General features: G+C 60.8%; 14 protein-coding genes. 7 read left to right on the top strand and 7 right to left on the bottom strand.

Going from position 1 to position 17,331, the window contains the following annotated elements; translation table 11 throughout:
• The first annotated feature begins 128 nt into the window (after positions 1 to 128).
• The gene (locus HU724_RS16835) at positions 129 to 773 is read left to right on the top strand and encodes a DUF6338 family protein (protein WP_186566673.1); all 645 of its coding nucleotides are present in this window, start codon (positions 129 to 131) and stop codon (positions 771 to 773) included.
• 104 nt (positions 774 to 877) lie between these two features.
• Here HU724_RS16835 and HU724_RS16830 read toward each other — a convergent pair whose 3' ends face one another.
• The gene (locus tag HU724_RS16830) at positions 878 to 1,777 is read right to left on the bottom strand and encodes a LysR family transcriptional regulator (protein ID WP_186566676.1); all 900 of its coding nucleotides are present in this window, start codon (positions 1,775 to 1,777) and stop codon (positions 878 to 880) included.
• Positions 1,778 to 1,896: 119 nt separating this feature from the next.
• Between HU724_RS16830 and HU724_RS16825 the strand changes: the two genes are divergently transcribed.
• The gene (locus tag HU724_RS16825) at positions 1,897 to 3,264 is read left to right on the top strand and encodes an MFS transporter (protein ID WP_186566678.1); all 1,368 of its coding nucleotides are present in this window, start codon (positions 1,897 to 1,899) and stop codon (positions 3,262 to 3,264) included.
• A gap of 30 nt (positions 3,265 to 3,294) precedes the next feature.
• Positions 3,295 to 4,569, top strand: a complete 1,275-nt coding sequence (locus HU724_RS16820; protein WP_186566680.1) for a glucarate dehydratase family protein — start codon at positions 3,295 to 3,297, stop codon at positions 4,567 to 4,569.
• Between the two features lie 102 nt (positions 4,570 to 4,671).
• Here HU724_RS16820 and HU724_RS16815 read toward each other — a convergent pair whose 3' ends face one another.
• Positions 4,672 to 5,556 (bottom strand): LysR substrate-binding domain-containing protein, encoded by an 885-nt coding sequence (locus HU724_RS16815; RefSeq protein WP_024013229.1) that lies wholly within the window; start codon positions 5,554 to 5,556, stop codon positions 4,672 to 4,674.
• Between the two features lie 157 nt (positions 5,557 to 5,713).
• Between HU724_RS16815 and ydiJ the strand changes: the two genes are divergently transcribed.
• Positions 5,714 to 8,740: a D-2-hydroxyglutarate dehydrogenase YdiJ gene (gene ydiJ, locus HU724_RS16810; RefSeq protein WP_186566708.1), complete on the top strand. Its 3,027-nt coding sequence runs from the start codon at positions 5,714 to 5,716 to the stop codon at positions 8,738 to 8,740.
• On the opposite strand, the gene HU724_RS16805 is transcribed toward ydiJ, so the two are convergent.
• Both HU724_RS16805 and HU724_RS16800 read right to left on the bottom strand, forming a co-directional pair.
• Positions 8,673 to 9,359, bottom strand: a complete 687-nt coding sequence (locus tag HU724_RS16805) for a paraquat-inducible protein A (protein WP_186566682.1) — start codon at positions 9,357 to 9,359, stop codon at positions 8,673 to 8,675. The two genes, ydiJ and HU724_RS16805, sit on opposite strands and share 68 nt — an antisense overlap.
• Complete coding sequence (locus HU724_RS16800; protein WP_122507947.1) at positions 9,356 to 9,952, bottom strand: paraquat-inducible protein A; 597 nt, start codon at positions 9,950 to 9,952, stop codon at positions 9,356 to 9,358. The genes HU724_RS16805 and HU724_RS16800 overlap by 4 nt, the downstream gene beginning before the upstream one ends.
• A gap of 170 nt (positions 9,953 to 10,122) precedes the next feature.
• On the opposite strand from HU724_RS16800, the gene HU724_RS16795 reads away from it, so the two are divergent.
• Entirely contained in the window at positions 10,123 to 11,292 is a 1,170-nt protein-coding gene (locus HU724_RS16795) for an acetyltransferase domain-containing protein (RefSeq protein WP_186566685.1), read from the top strand.
• A gap of 161 nt (positions 11,293 to 11,453) precedes the next feature.
• Here HU724_RS16795 and HU724_RS16790 read toward each other — a convergent pair whose 3' ends face one another.
• The gene (locus HU724_RS16790; RefSeq protein ID WP_186566687.1) at positions 11,454 to 12,845 is read right to left on the bottom strand and encodes an aldehyde dehydrogenase family protein; all 1,392 of its coding nucleotides are present in this window, start codon (positions 12,843 to 12,845) and stop codon (positions 11,454 to 11,456) included.
• 103 nt (positions 12,846 to 12,948) lie between these two features.
• Here HU724_RS16790 and ptrR point away from each other — a divergent pair, with 103 nt between their 5' ends.
• On the top strand, positions 12,949 to 13,827 hold the full coding sequence (gene ptrR / locus HU724_RS16785; protein ID WP_133336964.1) for a putrescine utilization regulator PtrR: 879 nt from the start codon (positions 12,949 to 12,951) through the stop codon (positions 13,825 to 13,827).
• A gap of 12 nt (positions 13,828 to 13,839) precedes the next feature.
• Here the strand turns inward: ptrR and HU724_RS16780 are convergent, their stop codons facing one another.
• Entirely contained in the window at positions 13,840 to 14,463 is a 624-nt protein-coding gene (locus HU724_RS16780; protein ID WP_186566689.1) for a glutathione S-transferase family protein, read from the bottom strand.
• A 115-nt stretch (positions 14,464 to 14,578) separates the two neighbouring features.
• On the bottom strand, positions 14,579 to 15,397 hold the full coding sequence (locus HU724_RS16775) for an alpha/beta fold hydrolase (protein ID WP_186566691.1): 819 nt from the start codon (positions 15,395 to 15,397) through the stop codon (positions 14,579 to 14,581).
• 223 nt (positions 15,398 to 15,620) lie between these two features.
• Here HU724_RS16775 and HU724_RS16770 point away from each other — a divergent pair, with 223 nt between their 5' ends.
• Entirely contained in the window at positions 15,621 to 17,327 is a 1,707-nt protein-coding gene (locus HU724_RS16770) for a ShlB/FhaC/HecB family hemolysin secretion/activation protein (RefSeq protein WP_186566693.1), read from the top strand.
• Positions 17,328 to 17,331 lie beyond the last annotated feature (4 nt).

The raw sequence follows: 17,331 nt of genomic DNA, 5'->3' as shown, positions 1-17,331 counted from the left end.
GATGGAGACTCCCGCCAAACGCTCGCAATGAGCTGTGACAGTTGACCGCGAGGCGCAGCAGGATCCTTGACTAGGCTGTGGATGTCGGCCCGTGACGGGATCGGCATGACTGAAAGGAGTCTCGGATCATGGATGATCTGGTCAAGGACATCATTCCGCTGTTGCAGTACCTCATCCCGGGGTTTCTATCGACCTGGATCTTCTATTCACTTACGGCATTCAAACGACCGGATACGTTCGGCCAGATCGTGCAGGCGCTGATATTCACATTTGTGATTCAGGGCGCGGTGTTGGCGGTGGGCAACCTCTGTTTGTGGATTGGCTCGAAGGGTTTTTCATTAGGAAACTGGGATGATCGGGCGCAAACGCTCTGCGCATTTGTGTTTTCGCTGATGCTGGGATTGTTTGCCTGTTACCTGGCTACGAGTGACAAGTTGCACCGCTGGTTGCGCAGACGAAATGTAACGAAACAATCTTCTTTCCCCAGTGAATGGTTCTGCGCTTTCGCCCAACATGAGCGCTTTATAACCCTGCATTTAAACGACGAAAGGCGCGTATTTGGCTGGCCGGTCGAGTGGCCACGGGAGTCATCCAATGGTCAGTTCGTGATGAAATATCCGCGTTGGCTCACGGATGATGGCCAACCTGCATCTATTGGCGCGGAGTTTTTGTTGATAGATTCCGCGAAAGTCAAATGGGTCGAGTTCAGCCCAGTATCAGAGGGATCAACATGCCAACTGCCAGAGCACCACAACCCATGCCAAAGCATTTAGAGCGACTCTTTGTCGGGCCGGACGGAAAAATGCTGGACGTGCCCTTGATCAAAGGCCCCAGTGCGCCGCCGCCTCTGAAACCACGGTCTAGACGATAAACTTCTTCAGCCCCAACCCTGCACCACCGCCCGGCGAATCGCCTCCAGCAACATCGCGAACGCCGGGTTGTCATTGTTCTCCCGCCAGATCAGATGCAGTTCGCTTTGCACCCCTTCGCCCAGATCGATCTCGCGAAACAGCACATTCCGGAACACCACGCTGGTCGCGCAACGCGGTACCAGCGCCAGACCCATGCCAGCGTTGACCAGCGCCAGAATCGTCAGTGACGAGCCCAGCCACTGCACGTAATCCGGCGCCACCCGCGCTGAGCGCAGCGTGCCGGTCAACAGTTCGTTGAACGGCGGATAGGCTTCATGGGAGTACATCAGGAACGGTTGTTTATCCAGATCAGCCACTGATACCTCAGCTGCATTGGCCAACCGATGCCCGCTCGGCACCGCCAGCACAAATGGTTCGCGCACCAGGCATTCGGTGGCATAGCCCGGTTCCTGCAATGGCGCCCGGGCGATGCCCAGGTCGATACGACGAGCGCGCAATGCCTCGTGCTGCTGATAGGTATTCATCTCTGCCAGATCGATTTTCACCTGAGGCTGTTTAAGCCGCGCTTCGGCGATCACCTTGGGCAGAAATTCATATACCGCGCTGCCGACGAACGCGATATTCACCGAGCCAATGTCGCCCTCGGCAAACCGGCGTGCGGTGATCGCTGCTTGCTGGGCGCGCTCCAGCAGATTCTGCGCTTCAACGAAAAACGCCCTGCCCGCCGCCGTCAGCGCAACGCTTCGGGTGCTGCGGGTAAACAATTCGACGCCAAGGTGATGCTCCAGCAGCTGAATCTGCCGACTCAGCGGCGGCTGGGTCATGTTCAGGCGCTCGGCGGCGCGGCGAAAGTTGAGTTCGGTGGCGACCGTGGTGAAACAGCGCAGTTGGGTGAGCTCGAACATTGATCTAATCCGGATATCAATCGCATGCCTGTTTAGATTAGACGGGATCAATGCGCGACGTCCATGATCGGCTCATCGCTTCAAGTCATCCCTAAAAAAACAAGATCGGGAGTCGCCCCTTGAAAACCCTCCAGAGTCCGCCGGACATCACGGTGCTCGCCCGCGCCGCCGCCAAGGTCAAACGCCACGTCCTGCCGCTGTTCGTGGTGATGTTCATCGTCAATTACATCGACCGGGTGAATATCGGTTTCGTGCGCAGCCATCTGGAAACCGATCTGGGTATCGGCGCAGCGGCGTACGGACTTGGCGCCGGGCTGTTTTTCATCGGTTACGCACTGTTCGAAGTGCCGTCCAACATGCTGTTGCAGCGCTACGGCGCGCGGGTCTGGCTGACTCGGATCATGTTCACCTGGGGCGCTGCGGCCATGGCCATGGCGTTTGTTCAAGGTGAAACCAGCTTCTACGTGCTGCGCTTTATTCTCGGTGCGGCCGAGGCCGGGTTTTTCCCGGGGATCATTTATTACTTCACCCAATGGCTGCCAGCGTCCGAGCGCGGCAAAACCATGGCGGTGTTTCTCAGCGGCTCAGCGATTGCCTCGGTAATTTCCGGCCCGGTGTCCGGTGCGCTGTTGCATATCAGCGGATTGGGCATGCACGGTTGGCAGTGGATGTTTCTCATCGAGGGCGCGGCTTCGGTGGTGTTGTGCGCATTCGTCTGGTTCTGGCTGCAATCGCATCCGCGTCAAGCCAAGTGGCTGAGCGAGGAAGAGCGAGACGCACTGGTCGCGGCGATTGCCGAGGAGCAGCGCGCTCGCGAAGCGGTACAAGTCGCCAAGCCGTCGATGTTCAAGCTGTTGGCTGACCGACAGATCGCGCTGTTCTGCTTCATCTATTTTTCCATTGCCCTGACCATTTACGGCGCGACGTTCTGGTTGCCGAGCATGATCAAGAAGATGGGTAACCTCGGAGATTTCCAGGTCGGGCTGCTCAATTCGATTCCGTGGATCATTTCGATTGTCGCCATGTATGGCTTCGCAGCGATGGCCGGCAAATGGAAATTCCAGCAGGCCTGGGTCGCGCTGACCCTGGTGATCGCCGCCATCGGCATGTTCATGTCGACCACCGGCGGCCCGGTGTTTGCCTTCGTCGCCATCTGCTTTGCCGCCATCGGCTTCAAAGCGGCATCGGCGCTGTTCTGGCCGATTCCGCAAAGCTATCTGGACGCGCGCATCGCTGCGGCGGTGATCGCGCTGATCAATTCCATCGGCAACCTTGGCGGCTTCGTCGCGCCGACCGCGTTCGGCATTCTCGAACAAACCACCGGTTCCATCGAGGGCGGCCTGTATGGCCTGGCGGCGACATCGCTGGTCGCCGCCATGGTGATCTTCTTCGCCCGCACGGCGCCTGGCGCCAAAGGCAAAACCCCGGCAAAACCAAGTGACGAAGCCGCCGTTGTGGCGCCGGCTCGTCCGGCTGCGAGCCACTGAATCGATTGTTGATCCGTCAGGAGCGTTATCTTGAAAATCACCCGTGTCAGCGTCACCCCGATTGCCTTTCGCGATCCGCCACTGCTCAACGCCAGTGGCATCCACGAACCTTTTGCCCTGCGCTCGATCATCGAGATTGAAAGTGACAACGGCTACATCGGCCTCGGCGAAAGCTACGGCGATGCCCCGGCGCTGGCGATCCAGCAACAATTGCAGAGCCAGTTGATCGGCCTTGATCCGTTCAACCTCAATCAGTTGCGCGCAATCGTGCAGGCCACCGTGGCGGCGAATAAACCCGCCAGCGTCGCTGGCGCTGAACTGGCCCCCGGTTCCCACGCCAGCAAAGCGGTGAGCAATGCCTACTCGGCATTCGAAGTAGCGTTTCTCGATTTGCAGGCGCACTACCTGAACGTGCCGCTGGTGGACCTGCTCGGCGGCGCGATTCGCGATGAAGTGCCGTTCAGCGCTTACCTGTTTTTCAAGTACGCCGAGCATATCGACTCGCCCTACAGGCCGGACAACTGGGGCGAGGCGCTGAGCGAGCAGCAGATCGTCGCGCAGGCAGCGCGGATGATCGAAGCGTACGGATTCAAGAGCATCAAGCTCAAGGCCGGCACCTTGCCGCCGGAGCATGAAGTGGCTTGCATCAAGGCACTGAAAAAAGCCTTTCCGGGATTGCCGCTGCGCATCGACCCGAACGGCAACTGGTCGCTGGAGACGGCGATTCGCATGGCCGAACTGCTCGGCGATGACCTGCAGTATTACGAAGACCCAACGCCGGGCCTTGATGGCATGGCTGAACTGCACAAACGCACCGGTCTGCCCTTGGCGACCAATATGGTCGTCACTGATTTCGACGAGTTCCGCCGCAGCGTTGCGTTGAACAGCGTGCAGATCGTCCTCGCCGACCACCATTACTGGGGTGGCCTGCGGGATACGCAGACACTGGCGAAAATGTGCGACGTGTTCGGCCTCGGCGTGTCGATGCATTCCAATTCGCACTTGGGTATCAGCCTGATGGCCATGGCGCACGTTGCGGCGGCAGTGCCGAATCTGGATTACGCCTGCGACACCCACTACCCGTGGCAGGAGCCGGACGAGGAAGTGATCAAGGGCGGCAAGCTGCCGATTGTCGATGGCTGCGTGAAGATCACCCGTGCGCCGGGGTTGGGGCTGGAACTGGACCATGAGCAACTGGCCAAGCTGCATGATCAGTACCTGACGTGCGGCATTCGCCAGCGCGATGATGTGCGGCAGATGCAGCGGTACAAGGCGGATTGGCGGGCGGTCAAGCCGAGGTTTTGAGGTCGTTGCGACTGGCCTCTTCGCGAGCAGGCTCGCTCCCACAGTTGGCATACATTTCCCTGTGGGAGCGAGCCTGCTCGCGAATGGCCGCGACGCGATCCTTCAGAGCGTATGAACCAGCCAATCCCTGAACGCCTTCAACGAAGGCAGATTCTCATTGCGCGGCGGATACACCAGGTAATAGCTGCGTCGGCTGGTAATCGGCTCGCCCAGTTGCAGCAATTCGCCCTTGAGCAATTCCTCCTCGACCAGAATACGCGGCACCAGGCCGACGCCGATATTGGCGCGTACTGCCTGAATCAAGTGCGAGGTCATTTCGAAGCTTGGCCCGATTCGCATGCTGCGATGCGGCAGTTGATGATGGCTGAACCATTCCGCCCATGCCTGGGCATTGCTGCTGACGTTGAGCAGCAACTGCCCGGCCATGTGTCGCTCGGCCTCGTCGCGTTCAGTCGCCGACAGCTGCGCGCTGGCAATCGCCACCAGTTCTTCGGTGTGCAGGGGCAGGGCGGTCAGGCCTGGCCACTCACCGCCGCCGACACAGATGGCCGCGTCGATTTCGCTGGTGTCGAAGTCGATGGTTTCGATCCGCGAATGCAGGTGCACGGTCATGCCCGGGTGCGCCGTGTAGAAATCCTTCAACCGTGGCAGCAGCCATTTCGAACCGAAGGTCGGCAGCGTCGCCAGGCGCAGGCTATGGATGCCCGAACCAAATGCCATCGCCTGCAAGGTTGCGCTGCGAATCTGTCCGAGGGCTTCGCTGAGCTCGCGCTGATACATGCGCCCGACATCCGTCAGCACCACCTGCCGGCCTTCGCGGCTGAACAGGCGCATGCCGAGCATCTTCTCGAGAATCTGTACTTGGCGACTGACCGCGCTCTGCGTCAGTGACAGCTCATGGGCGGCGCGGGTGTAGCTCTCGTGGCGAGCGGCGGCCTCGAAAGCCAGCAGCAGCGACATGGACGGTGTGAGGGTGCGCGGATTCATTCGTAAAACTCATCGATAGCGGGTCGAAATTACGCTTGTTCCATGGCTGGCCAGCAATGAATATGGGCGCAATCAGATGGCGGAGCCTGACGCAATCATTCCTTGCGCACAACTGTTCACCGCCACACAGTCCGATTTGACCGAGATGACCCGACCGATGATTGCCCAGCTGTCGCCTGCCAAAGCCCTGACCGGCGATTACCAACAATTCCTCGCCGCCCTGAAGGACAGCGGCTTTCGCGGTGAAATCAGCGCTGATTACGCCAGCCGCGTGGTGCTCGCGACCGACAACTCGATCTATCAGCGCTTGCCGCAAGCGGCGGTGTTTCCGCTGGACGCCGAAGACGTTGCACGTGTGGCGCGGCTGATTGCCGAACCGGCGTACGAGAAAGTGGTGATCACCCCGCGTGGCGGTGGCACCGGCACCAACGGTCAATCGCTGACGGACGGCATCGTCGTCGACCTGTCGCGGCACATGAATCGCATTCTGGAAATCAATGTTGAACAACGCTGGGTGCGCGTGCAGGCCGGGGTGGTCAAGGACCAGCTCAACGCCGCGCTGAAATCCGCCGGGCTGTTTTTTGCTCCGGAACTGTCGACCTCGAACCGCGCCACGGTCGGCGGCATGATCAACACCGACGCCAGCGGCCAGGGCAGTTGCACCTACGGCAAGACCCGCGACCATGTGCTGGAACTGGAGATGATCCTGCGCGGCGGCGAGCGTCTGCACGGTCTGCCGCTGGCCGAGGATGAGCTTGCAGCGCAGTGCGCCCGCGATGATCGCGTCGGCGAAATCTATCGTTGTGCGCGGCAGATCATTGATGAACAGGGCGAGCTGATCAAGGCACGCTTTCCCGATCTCAACCGCTGCCTGACCGGTTATGACCTGGCGCATCTGCGCGAGGCCGACCAGCGCTTCAACCTCAATAGCGTGCTCTGCGGCGCTGAGGGCTCGCTGGGCTTCGTCGTCGAAGCGCGGCTCAACGTGCTGCCGATTCCCAAACACACGATGCTGGTGAATATCCGCTATGCCGGGTTCATGGATGCCTTGCGTGATGCGCGGGCGTTGATGGCGCTCAAGCCGTTGTCGATCGAAACCGTCGATTCCAAGGTTTTGCTGCTGGCGATGCAGGACATCGTCTGGCACGGTGTTGCCGAATATTTTCCGGAAAACGCTGAGCGGCCGACTCTGGGCATCAACCTGGTCGAGTTCTGCGGTGACGATCCCGAAGATCTGCAACGCCGCGTCGAAGCGTTCCTCGAACATCTGCAAAACGACCGCACCGTGGAGCGCCTCGGACATACACTGGCGATCGGTCAGGCAGCGGTGAACAAGGTCTATGGCATGCGCAAACGGGCGGTGGGCCTGCTCGGCAACGTCGCCGGCGAAGCCCGCCCGCAGCCGTTCGTTGAAGACACCGCAGTGCCGCCGCAGCATTTGGCCGAATACATCGCCGAACTGCGCGACCTGCTCGACAGCCACGGTTTGCAGTACGGCATGTTCGGTCATGTCGACGCCGGCGTACTGCACGTGCGGCCGATCCTCGACATGAAAGACCCGCAGCAAGCGGCGCTGGTACGCCCGGTGTCCGATGGCGTAGCGGCGTTGACCCAGCGCTACGGCGGCCTGCTCTGGGGCGAGCATGGCAAGGGCCTGCGTTCGGAGTACGCGCCGGCATTCTTCGGCGAGTTGTACCCGGCACTGCAAGCCTTGAAAGCCGCGTTCGACCCACTCAACCAGTTCAACCCAGGCAAAATCGCTACGCCGGCCAACAGCGGCGCAGCACTGCTGAAGATCGACGAAGTGACCCTGCGCGGCGAGCTGGATCGACAAATCGACGAGAAAGTCTGGCAAAGCTACGGCGCGGCCATGCACTGCAATGGCAACGGCGCCTGCTACAACTTCGATCCTGATGACGCCATGTGCCCGTCGTGGAAAGCCACCCGCGAACGCGCGCAGTCGCCCAAGGGCCGCGCTTCGCTGATTCGAGAATGGCTGCGGTTGCAGGGCGAGGCGGGCGTCGACGTGCTCTCGGATGCAATCCGTAAACCGGCGTTTTTCAGTACGCTGTGGCAGCGCTGGCGCAACAGTCGCGATCCATCGGCGGATTTTTCCCATGAGGTGTACGACGCCATGGCTGGTTGTCTGGCCTGCAAATCCTGCGCGGGGCAGTGCCCGGTGAAGGTCAATGTGCCGGAATTTCGCTCGCGTTTTCTCGAGCTGTATCACAGTCGTTATCTGCGTCCGGCACGGGATTACCTGATTGCCTCGCTGGAATACACCATTCCGTACATGGCGCGTATTCCGGCGCTGTACAACGGCTTGATGGGCGCGGGCTGGGTGCGTGGCGCACTGGCGCGGATCGGTGGCATGGTCGATGTGCCGCTGCTCAGCCGTTTCGATTTCCATGCGACGATGCGCCGTTGGCAGGTGCAGCCGGCAACGGTTGCAACGCTGTCGGCACTGACCTCAGAGCAACGCGAACGCAGCGTGGTGATCGTGCAGGATGCCTTCACCCGCTACTTCGAAGCGCCGCTGCTGGCTGATCTGGTCGAGCTGATTTCGCGCCTGGGTTATCAGGTCTATCTCGCGCCGTTCAGCGCCAACGGTAAACCGCTGCATGTGCAGGGCTTTCTCTCGGCGTTCAATCGGGCGGCGTTGCGTAACGCTGAGCAGTTGCAGGCGCTGGCGCAGACCGGCGTGCCGCTGCTGGGGCTGGATCCGGCGATGACTCTGGTCTATCGCCAGGAATACCTGAAAGTACCGGGCCTGAATGAGTGCCCAGAAGTAGCGCTGGTTCAGGAATGGTTACTCAAGGTCATGCCGGAGCAGACGCCTGAGGCTCGGCCCAAAGCGTTCCGTCTGCTCGCCCATTGCACGGAGAAAACCAACGCGCCGGCCGCGACCCGCCAGTGGGAACAGGTCTTCGAACGTGCCGGTCTGAAGCTGGCCACGCAGGCTACCGGTTGCTGCGGCATGTCCGGTACTTACGGCCACGAAGCACGCAATCGCCAGACCTCGGCAGTCATTTATGAGCAGTCGTGGGCGCGTCAGGTGCAGGCGCCGGCGGAGCAGGGCGAGGCGTTGGCGACCGGCTACTCCTGCCGCAGCCAGGTCAAGCGCCAGTCGGATCAGGCGCTGCGCCATCCGTTGCAGGTGCTGCTCCAGACGCTGCGTCGCTGAGCGTGTCGCTGGTGTCCCTGTCCCAGATCAGGCGCGGGTCGAAACTCATCGCCGCGAGCATGGTGAACACCACGACCAGGCCGAAGAACAGGATGCCCGGTCGTGGCTCGATATCGCCCAGCGCCTGGAATTTCACCAGCGCCGCGACCAGTGCGACCACCAGTACGTCGAGCATCGACCAATAGCCGATCAGCTCGACGAAACGGTACAGCTTCGAACGCTCCCTGCGCGCCCAATCGCTGTTGCGCTGTACGGTGACCAGCAGCAAGGACAGGGCGACGAATTTGATCCCCGGCACGGCGATACTGGCGATGAAAATGATCAGGGCAATGTCCCACGCCCCGGCCTCCCAGAACTCCAGCACGCCGCTCATGATCGTGCTGTCGGCGCCGTTGCCGAGCATCACCGTATTCATCACCGGCAGCAGATTGGCGGGAACATAAAACGCCAGCGCGGCGAGCATGTACGCCCAGGTGCGCGTCAGCGAATTGGTTTTGCGCCGATGCAGCGGCGCATCGCAGCGCGGGCACTCGTGTGGCTCGTCGGTCATATCGCAGGCCAGGCCACAGCTGTGGCAGAGGCACAGGTTGAGTTCGCTGGCGGTCGGTGGACGCTTCATAAAATGTCCCAGAGTTCGCGGATGTCACGGCCGGCAATGCGGATCATCATCAGGCTCAGCACCGCCAGGGCGAACAGGCCGATCCCCGGCAGCACATCGAGCAGGCCGGCGAGTTTGAACACCGCGACCATCGCGCCCAGCAGGCACACCTCGAGCATGCTCCACGGGCGCAGGGTTTCCAGCCAGCGCATGCACAGATTGAACCCCGGTGCCCGCCTCATGCCGAGGGCGAAACTCAACACCCAGACCAGCAACACCAGCTGAAATGCCGGGGCGATGATGATTGCGATCGCCGCGACCATGGCGATAAAGGTGATCGGCCCCTGGCTCAGCGCGAGCACCGAATCCCATAGGGTCGCGCTGTTTTTCATGCCTTTGAGGCTGATGCTCATCACCGGATAGAAATTGGCAAACAGCCACAGCATCGCCGCCGTGAACGTCAGGGCCAGACGCTGCTCGATGGTCAGGCCGTTGAAGCGCTGCAGCACGCCACCGCAGCGCACGCACAGGGTTTTCTGATGTTTGGCGAGCACGACTTTCTCGTACACGCAATCACAGTGCTCGCAGATGATCAGGTGTTCGGTATTGACCATGGACAGCGCTCAAGGGCAGGGCGGACCTGTTCACTATAGAAGGCTGGCGCTGATGGGCAACTTCGATGATGCATGTTTGGGTTTTGTTTTTCTGGTGTTATAAGGTAACGCGAAATTTGCGGGCGGCGTTGTGGCTGTCCGGTGTTATTCCTCTCGATTGCGAAAGATCCATGACCCCAGTGCTTCCCCGTAATGCCCCATTGACGACTGGCCGGCTGCTATCCATTGATGCGCTCAGAGGCTTGGTGATCCTGTTCATGCTGCTCGATCACGTACGTGAAACCTTTCTCTTGCACCGACAGGTCTCCGATCCGATGGACATCGCCAGCACCGAGCCGGCGCTGTTTTTCAGCCGCACATTGGCGCATTTGTGTGCGCCGGTATTTGTATTGCTGACCGGTTTGTCGGCATGGCTGTACGGTGAAAAATACGCCGGCAAAGCCGATGTCAGCGCGTTTCTGTTCAAGCGCGGATTGTTCCTGGTGGCGCTGGAATTCACTTTGGTCAACTTCGCCTGGACCTTCCAGTTGCCGCCGAGCGTGATCTACCTGCAAGTGATCTGGGCGATCGGCCTGAGCATGATTGCGCTGGCGCTGCTGGTCTGGTTGTCACGTGCGCTGCTGATGACGCTGAGCGTGGCGATCATCGTCGGGCATAACCTGCTCGACGCGGTGCATTTCCCGGTTGAGTCGGCGATGCATGTGCCTTGGGCGATTCTGCATGACCGCGGCTGGATCGAGATCAGCGACACCCTGCGCCTGCGCACCTCGTATCCGCTGCTGCCGTGGATTGGTGTAATCGGCCTGGGCTATGCGCTGGGGCCGTGGTTTGCTCGCGGCATGGACGCGGCGGTGCGTCAGCGTCGTTTGCTGATCGCCGGGGTCGGTGGATTGCTGGGCTTTGTGGTGCTGCGCTTGATTAACGGCTACGGCGAAAAACCGTGGGTGATCAGCGATTCGCTGGTGCAGACACTGATGAGCTTTTTCAACATCACCAAATACCCGCCGTCGCTGCTGTTTCTCGCGCTGACTGTGAGTACGGGTCTGTTGCTGTTGCTCGCCTTTGAGCGCGTGCAGAGTCGCCGCTGGACTGGCTGGCTGACGGTGTTCGGCTCGGCACCGATGTTTTTCTATCTGCTGCACTTGTATGTGTTGAAGGTGTTGTACCTGATCGCTGTGGCGCTGTTCGGCCTGAATCAGGGCAGCTATTTCGGCTTTTCGACGGTGACGGCGGTGTGGCTGGCGGCGGTGGTTCTTGCCGTGGTGCTGTTCCCGGCAGTGCGCTGGTTTTCGGCACTGAAAGCGCGGCGGCGGGACATCAGGTGGCTGAAATATCTGTAAATCGAAGCAGAGCATGTGGGAGTCGTGCCCCAAATCATCTGCGCAGCCGTGCCCCTGTGGGAGCGAGCCTGCTCGCGAAGAGGTGTGTCAGTCGATGCAGCAGTGACTGACAGGACGCTTTCGCGAGCAGGCTCGCTCCCACAGGTTTTACAGCACCAAGCTTATTTACGATCCAGCCACACGGTCTGCGCGTTGCAGAATTCGCGTACGCCAAAGTGCGACAGCTCACGACCGAAGCCGCTCTTCTTCACGCCGCCGAAGGTCACGCGCGGATCGCTCGCCGAGTAGCCGTTGATGAACACGCCGCCGGTTTCCAGTTCGCTGGTCAGTTGCTCGGCCAGTGCGACGTTGGCGGTGTAGATCGTGGCAGTCAGGCCGAAATCGCTGTCGTTGGCCAGGGCCACGGCGTGCGCGCAATCGCGGGCGATGATGATCGAGGCGACCGGGCCGAACAGTTCTTGCTTGAACGAGGTCATGCGGTCGGTTACATCGGCGAGCACGGTCGGTTCGTAGAAGTTGCCGGCGCCCTCGGCTTTTCTGCCGCCGAGCAGCAGCGTCGCGCCTTCCTCCAACGTGTCACGCACTTGCTGATCGAGTTCATCACGCAGATCGAAGCGCGCCATCGGCCCGATATAGGTTTCGGCCTCCAGCGGATCGCCCATCTTCAACTGACGTGTCGCTTCAACGAACTTGCGGGTGAATTCCTCGACCACACCTTGTTCGATGATCAGACGTTTGGCGGCCGCGCAGACCTGGCCGGAGTTCTGATAACGACCGACCACCGCCGCGTGCACCGCCTCATCCAGATCAGCATCGTTGAGCACGATGAACGGATCGGAGCCGCCGAGTTCCAGCACGCATTTCTTCAATGCCGCACCGGCCTGAGCACCGATGGCCATGCCGGCGCGGACGCTGCCGGTCAGCGTCACGGCGGCGATGCGCGAATCGGCGATGGCGCTGGAAACGCCTTCCGGGGTGACGTTGATCACCTCAAACACGCCATCGGGAAAACCGGCGCGGACGAACGCATCGCGCAGCAGGTAAGCGCTGCCCATCACGTTCGGCGCATGCTTGAGCACGTAAGTGTTGCCAGCGATCAGCGTCGGCACCGCGCCGCGCAGCACTTGCCAGATCGGGAAGTTCCACGGCATCACCGCCAGAATCGGCCCCAGCGGACGATACTCGATACGCGCTTTTCCGCCTTCAACCTGGGTCGCCTCAGCGTCGAGCATGGCCGGGCCGTGTTCGGCGTACCACTCGCAGAGCTTGGCGCATTTCTCGATTTCGCCACGGGCCTGGGCGATCGGCTTGCCCATTTCCCGGGTGATCATGGTTGCCATCGCTTCTGAGGTTTCACACAGCGCGCCGGCGAGGGCGGTCAAAAGGAGCGAACGATCCTGCAGCGGCTTGCGCTTCCACTTGCCAAAAGCGAAGGCAGCGCGAGTCAGTGCCGCATCAAGGGCAGCGGCGGATTCAAACGCGTAATGCCCGATCTGCTCGCCGGTGGCAGGGTTGATCGAGATGGCGTGGGTCTGGCTGGAAATCTGGCTCATGACGTTGTCCTGTAGGTTCGTCGGATGGGCCTAGAGTAGGGTGGTGTTAGTTTTCTGGAAACTGAATAATACAGAGCGTTTCTTTCACGATTGGAGAATGACTGTGGATCTGGTGCAACTGGAAATCTTCAAGGCCGTGGCCGAGCACGGCAGCATCAGCGCTGCCGCCACGCACATTCACCGCGTGCCGTCGAACCTGACTACACGGATCAAGCAGCTGGAGCAGGACCTCGGCGTCGATCTGTTTATCCGTGAGAAAAGTCGTCTGCGCCTGTCGCCGGCCGGGTGGAGTTTTCTCGAGTACACGCGGCGCATTCTCGATCTAGTGCAGGAAGCCCGCGCTACGGTGGCAGGGGAAGAACCTCAAGGCGCGTTCCCTCTGGGCTCGCTGGAAAGTACCGCAGCGGTGCGTATTCCTGAACTGTTGGCGGCGTACAACCAGCAGCACCCGAAGGTCGACCTCGACCTGTCCACCGGGCCATCGGGGACGATGATCGACGGCGTGCTGTCCGGGCGTCTCGCCGCTGCATTCGTCGACGGTCCGGTGCTGCATCCGGCTCTGGAAGGTGTGCCGGCGTTCGAGGAGGAAATGGTCATCATCGCGCCGCTCAATCATTCACCGGTCGAACGTGCGGCGGACGTTAACGGCGAGAATATCTACGCCTTCCGCTCCAACTGTTCCTACCGGCATCATTTCGAAAAATGGTTCAGCACTGACGCTGCCGTACCCGGCAAGATCTTCGAAATGGAGTCCTACCACGGCATGCTCGCCTGCGTCAGTGCCGGTGCCGGCCTGGCGCTGATGCCGCGCAAAATGCTGCAAAGCATGCCCGGCAGCGCGACGGTCAGTGTCTGGCCGCTGACGGCGGACTTCCGCTATCTGACTACCTGGCTGGTGTGGCGACGGGGCACGGTGTCGCGCAGTCTGAGCATGTTCGTGCGTTTGCTTGAAGAGCGGGGCGTGGTGCGTGAGCAAGCCTGATCGAGCGCATCTTTATGGCGTGCCATTGCGCCCGTACAAACGATAACCGTCGCGCTGATTCAAGCGATCGTAATAGGCGCGCACCGCAGCCAGGTCCCCGTGATCGAGCGGCGTTTCGAACCAGCGATTGACCGACAGCCCGATCGGAATGTCCGCCAGGGAAAACTGCTCGCCACTGACGTAAGCGCCAGTCTTCTCCAGTTGGCGGTCAAGGATTTCCATGTTGCGCGTCCAGTCCCGGCAGCCAGCAGCCAGGGCATCGCGAACCTGATAATCCGGCGACGTGCGCACCAGCGCCATCAGCGGGTACGACCAAGAGCGATTCAGCTCAGAGGCCTGCCAGTCGATCCACTGATCGACCCGCGCGCGGGCGATGGACTCGGCCGGATACAAGTGAGCGCCGCCGTAACGCGTCGCCAGATAACGAATGATTGTGTTGGATTCCCACAATGTGAAACCGCCGTCCTGGATCACCGGCACCATGGCGCAGGGATTGAGCGCGAGAAACTCCGGCGTGTTCGGCGACTTGAAGCCCGACCCCCAGTCCTCGCGTTCGAACGGCACGTCCAGTTCGGCACAGGTCCACAGCACTTTGCGCACGTTGATCGATGAGGCTTTGCCGAGTATTCGCAGCATGGGATTTCCTTCTCCGAGTGGTGGACGCAGGAAAATACCATAGCGCAAAACACAAGGCCCGCATCGCGCGGGCCTTAATTCATCAGCATCTGACTACGGCTTTTGCCGGGCGGGATTACCGGTTGAGGAACGCCAGCAGATCCTCATTCAACGCCTGCGCATGGGTCACGGCAAACCCGTGCGGCGCGCCGGCGTAGACCTTCAACTCGGCGCCCTTGATTTGTGCGGCGGCCTGCTTGCCGGTGGTTTCGAACGGCACGATCTGGTCGCCGTCGCCATGGATCACCAGGGTCGGCACGTCGATCTTGGCCATGTCCGGGCGGAAGTCTGTTTCCGAGAACGCGGTGACGCAGTCGACGGTGCCCTTGAGCGATGCCATCAGCGCAATGTTCAGGGTTTGCGTGAGCACGCCGTCAGAGACTTTCTGGCCCTGATTGGTGCCATAGAACGGCGCGTTGAAGTCGGCGATGAACTGCGCGCGGTCCTTCAGCAGGCCGGCCTTGATGCCGTCGAACACCGATTTGTCGACGCCGTCGGCGAAGTCGGCTTTCTTGCCGAACAGCGGCGTCACCGCACCGAGCAATACCAGACCGGCAACGCGCTCGCTGCCGTGGCGGGCGATGTAGCGGCTGACGTCGCCGCCACCCATGGAGAAGCCGACCAGGGTCACGTCGCGCAGGTCCAGATGGTTGATCAGGCCAGCGATGTCATCGGCGAAGGTGTCGTAGTCATAGCCGGTCCACGGCTGCTCCGAGCGACCAAAACCACGGCGGTCGAAGGCGATGGTGCGGTAGCCGCGACTGCTCAGGTATTCCATCTGGTATTCCCACATGTCGGCATCCAGCGGCCAGCCGTGGCTGAACAGCACGGGCTTGCCGCTGCCCCAGTCCTTGTAATAGATCTCGGTGCCGTCTTGGGTCTTGAAGGTTCTCATGCAAACTCCTTGTGATCGTGTATGGCAAGAATAGATGCCGAATGGGCAACGGCCACTATCCGCGCAAAACGCGCCCGCCACTTGTACGCAGGTGCTGGTTTCACCCGTATGAAAGCGCGGTAAACCCCGATGAGCGGTACAAACTTAAGTTTGACGTCAAAATGATGGCCCTCTAATATCGCGCCACTATTTTGATGTCACTTTTTGTGTCGAGGGATCGAACATGTTTTCACCCGCCTTCACGGCGCGGTTGTGCCTGGCGCTGCTCTGCCTCTCTCCGCTTGAATCTGCCTGGGCTGCGCCCACTCCCGGTGAAACCGACCTGATCCGCGAACGTCAGAACCGTTTGCTCGAAGAGCAGCAGCGGCGCCTCGAAGAACTCAAGGATCTGCCCGGCAAAGACGCCAAACCGGCGCAACCGACAGCACCCGCCGATACGCGCTGCTTCACCATCAAGGACATCGAACTCAAAGGTGCAGACAGCCTCTCGGAGCGTGAAAAGGCGCGTCTGCTCAAGTCTTATATCGGCGAATGCCTCGGCGTGCCGCAGCTCAACGAGCTGCTCAAAGTCATCACCGATCACTACATCGAAAAAGGTCTGGTCACCAGTCGCGCGTATCTGCCGCAACAGGATCTGTCCGCCGGGCACCTGAAAGTGCTCGTGGTCGAAGGCAAGCTCGAAGGCATGAAGGGCGCGGAAAACAGCCGGCTCTCGGATCGCGAACTGGCCATGGCCTTTCCCGGCAAAAGCGGTGAACTGGTCAACCTGCGCGAGATCGAGCAAATGGTCGACCAGCTCAATCGCCTGCCGTCCAACCAGGCCAAAATGGAGCTGGCGCCGGGGCAGAATGTCGGCGGCAGTGAAGTGCGCGTCACCAACACGCCGCAGAAACCTTGGCGCGCCGGCCTGTCGCGCAGCAACGACGGTCAGCGCAGCACCGGCGAGCAGCAGTGGGGCACATCGTTCGATTGGGACAGCCCGCTGGGTCTGGCCGACCAACTGAGCCTGCGTGGCGGTCACGATGCGATGACCGATCATCAGCACACCTCCAACAACGCCATGCTCAATTACAGCCTGCCGTGGGGCTGGTGGACGTTCAGTTACACCTACAGCCAGAGCGAGTACCGCTCGCAGATCGCCGCCAACGGCTACAACTTCAAGCAGACCGGCGACAGCGAAAACCATCAACTGCGCGCCGAGCGCGTGATCCATCGCGACGCGGTCAGCAAGACCTCCCTCAGTGCGGGACTTTCCTACCTGCGCAGCAACAACTTCATCGAAGACAGCAAACTCAAACTGAGCAGCAATCGCATCAGCGAAGCGCAATTCGGCTTCAACCATGGCCGTCGTGTCGGCAGCGCATTCGTCAACTTCGACGCTGGCATGCAGGAGGGCATCGGCGCTTTCGATGCGCAGGGCAGTCACGATCCCGGCCCCGGCGAACCGGATGCACGCTACCGCAAATACAGCGCAACCCTGAGCTATTTGCAGCCATTCAAATTACTCGGTGAGTCCTTCAGCTTCAGCAGCCTGATGACCGGCCAGCGCAGCGAAGACGTGCTGTTCAGCCCACAGCGCACCAGCCTCGGCGGCTCGGCGTCGATCCGCGGCTACAAGGATCAATCGCTGTCCGGCGACAGTGGTGGCTACTGGCGCAACGACCTGCGCTGGAGCCGCCCGGTGACTGCCGAATGGCTGCAACCGGTGTTCGCCGAATACGGCACCAGCCTCGGTTACGACCAGGGCGTAATTCGCGGCGATCGCTACAACGGCGATCAGCACGGACGCATGTCGAGCAACTCGCTGGAGTTGTTCGCACGTGGTCAGCATGTGGCCGCCAGCGTGACTTTCGCCCATTCCCTGGAACGACCGGACGCGCTGACCGAGCGCGAAGCGCCGATCTATTTCCGCCTGGATTTCTTCATTTAATTTT

This window comes from Pseudomonas iranensis, assembly GCF_014268585.2.
GTDB lineage: Bacteria > Pseudomonadota > Gammaproteobacteria > Pseudomonadales > Pseudomonadaceae > Aquipseudomonas > Aquipseudomonas iranensis.
The sequence above is the reverse complement of the archived record's forward strand: the minus strand, read 5'-3'. Positions and strand labels throughout refer to the sequence as shown.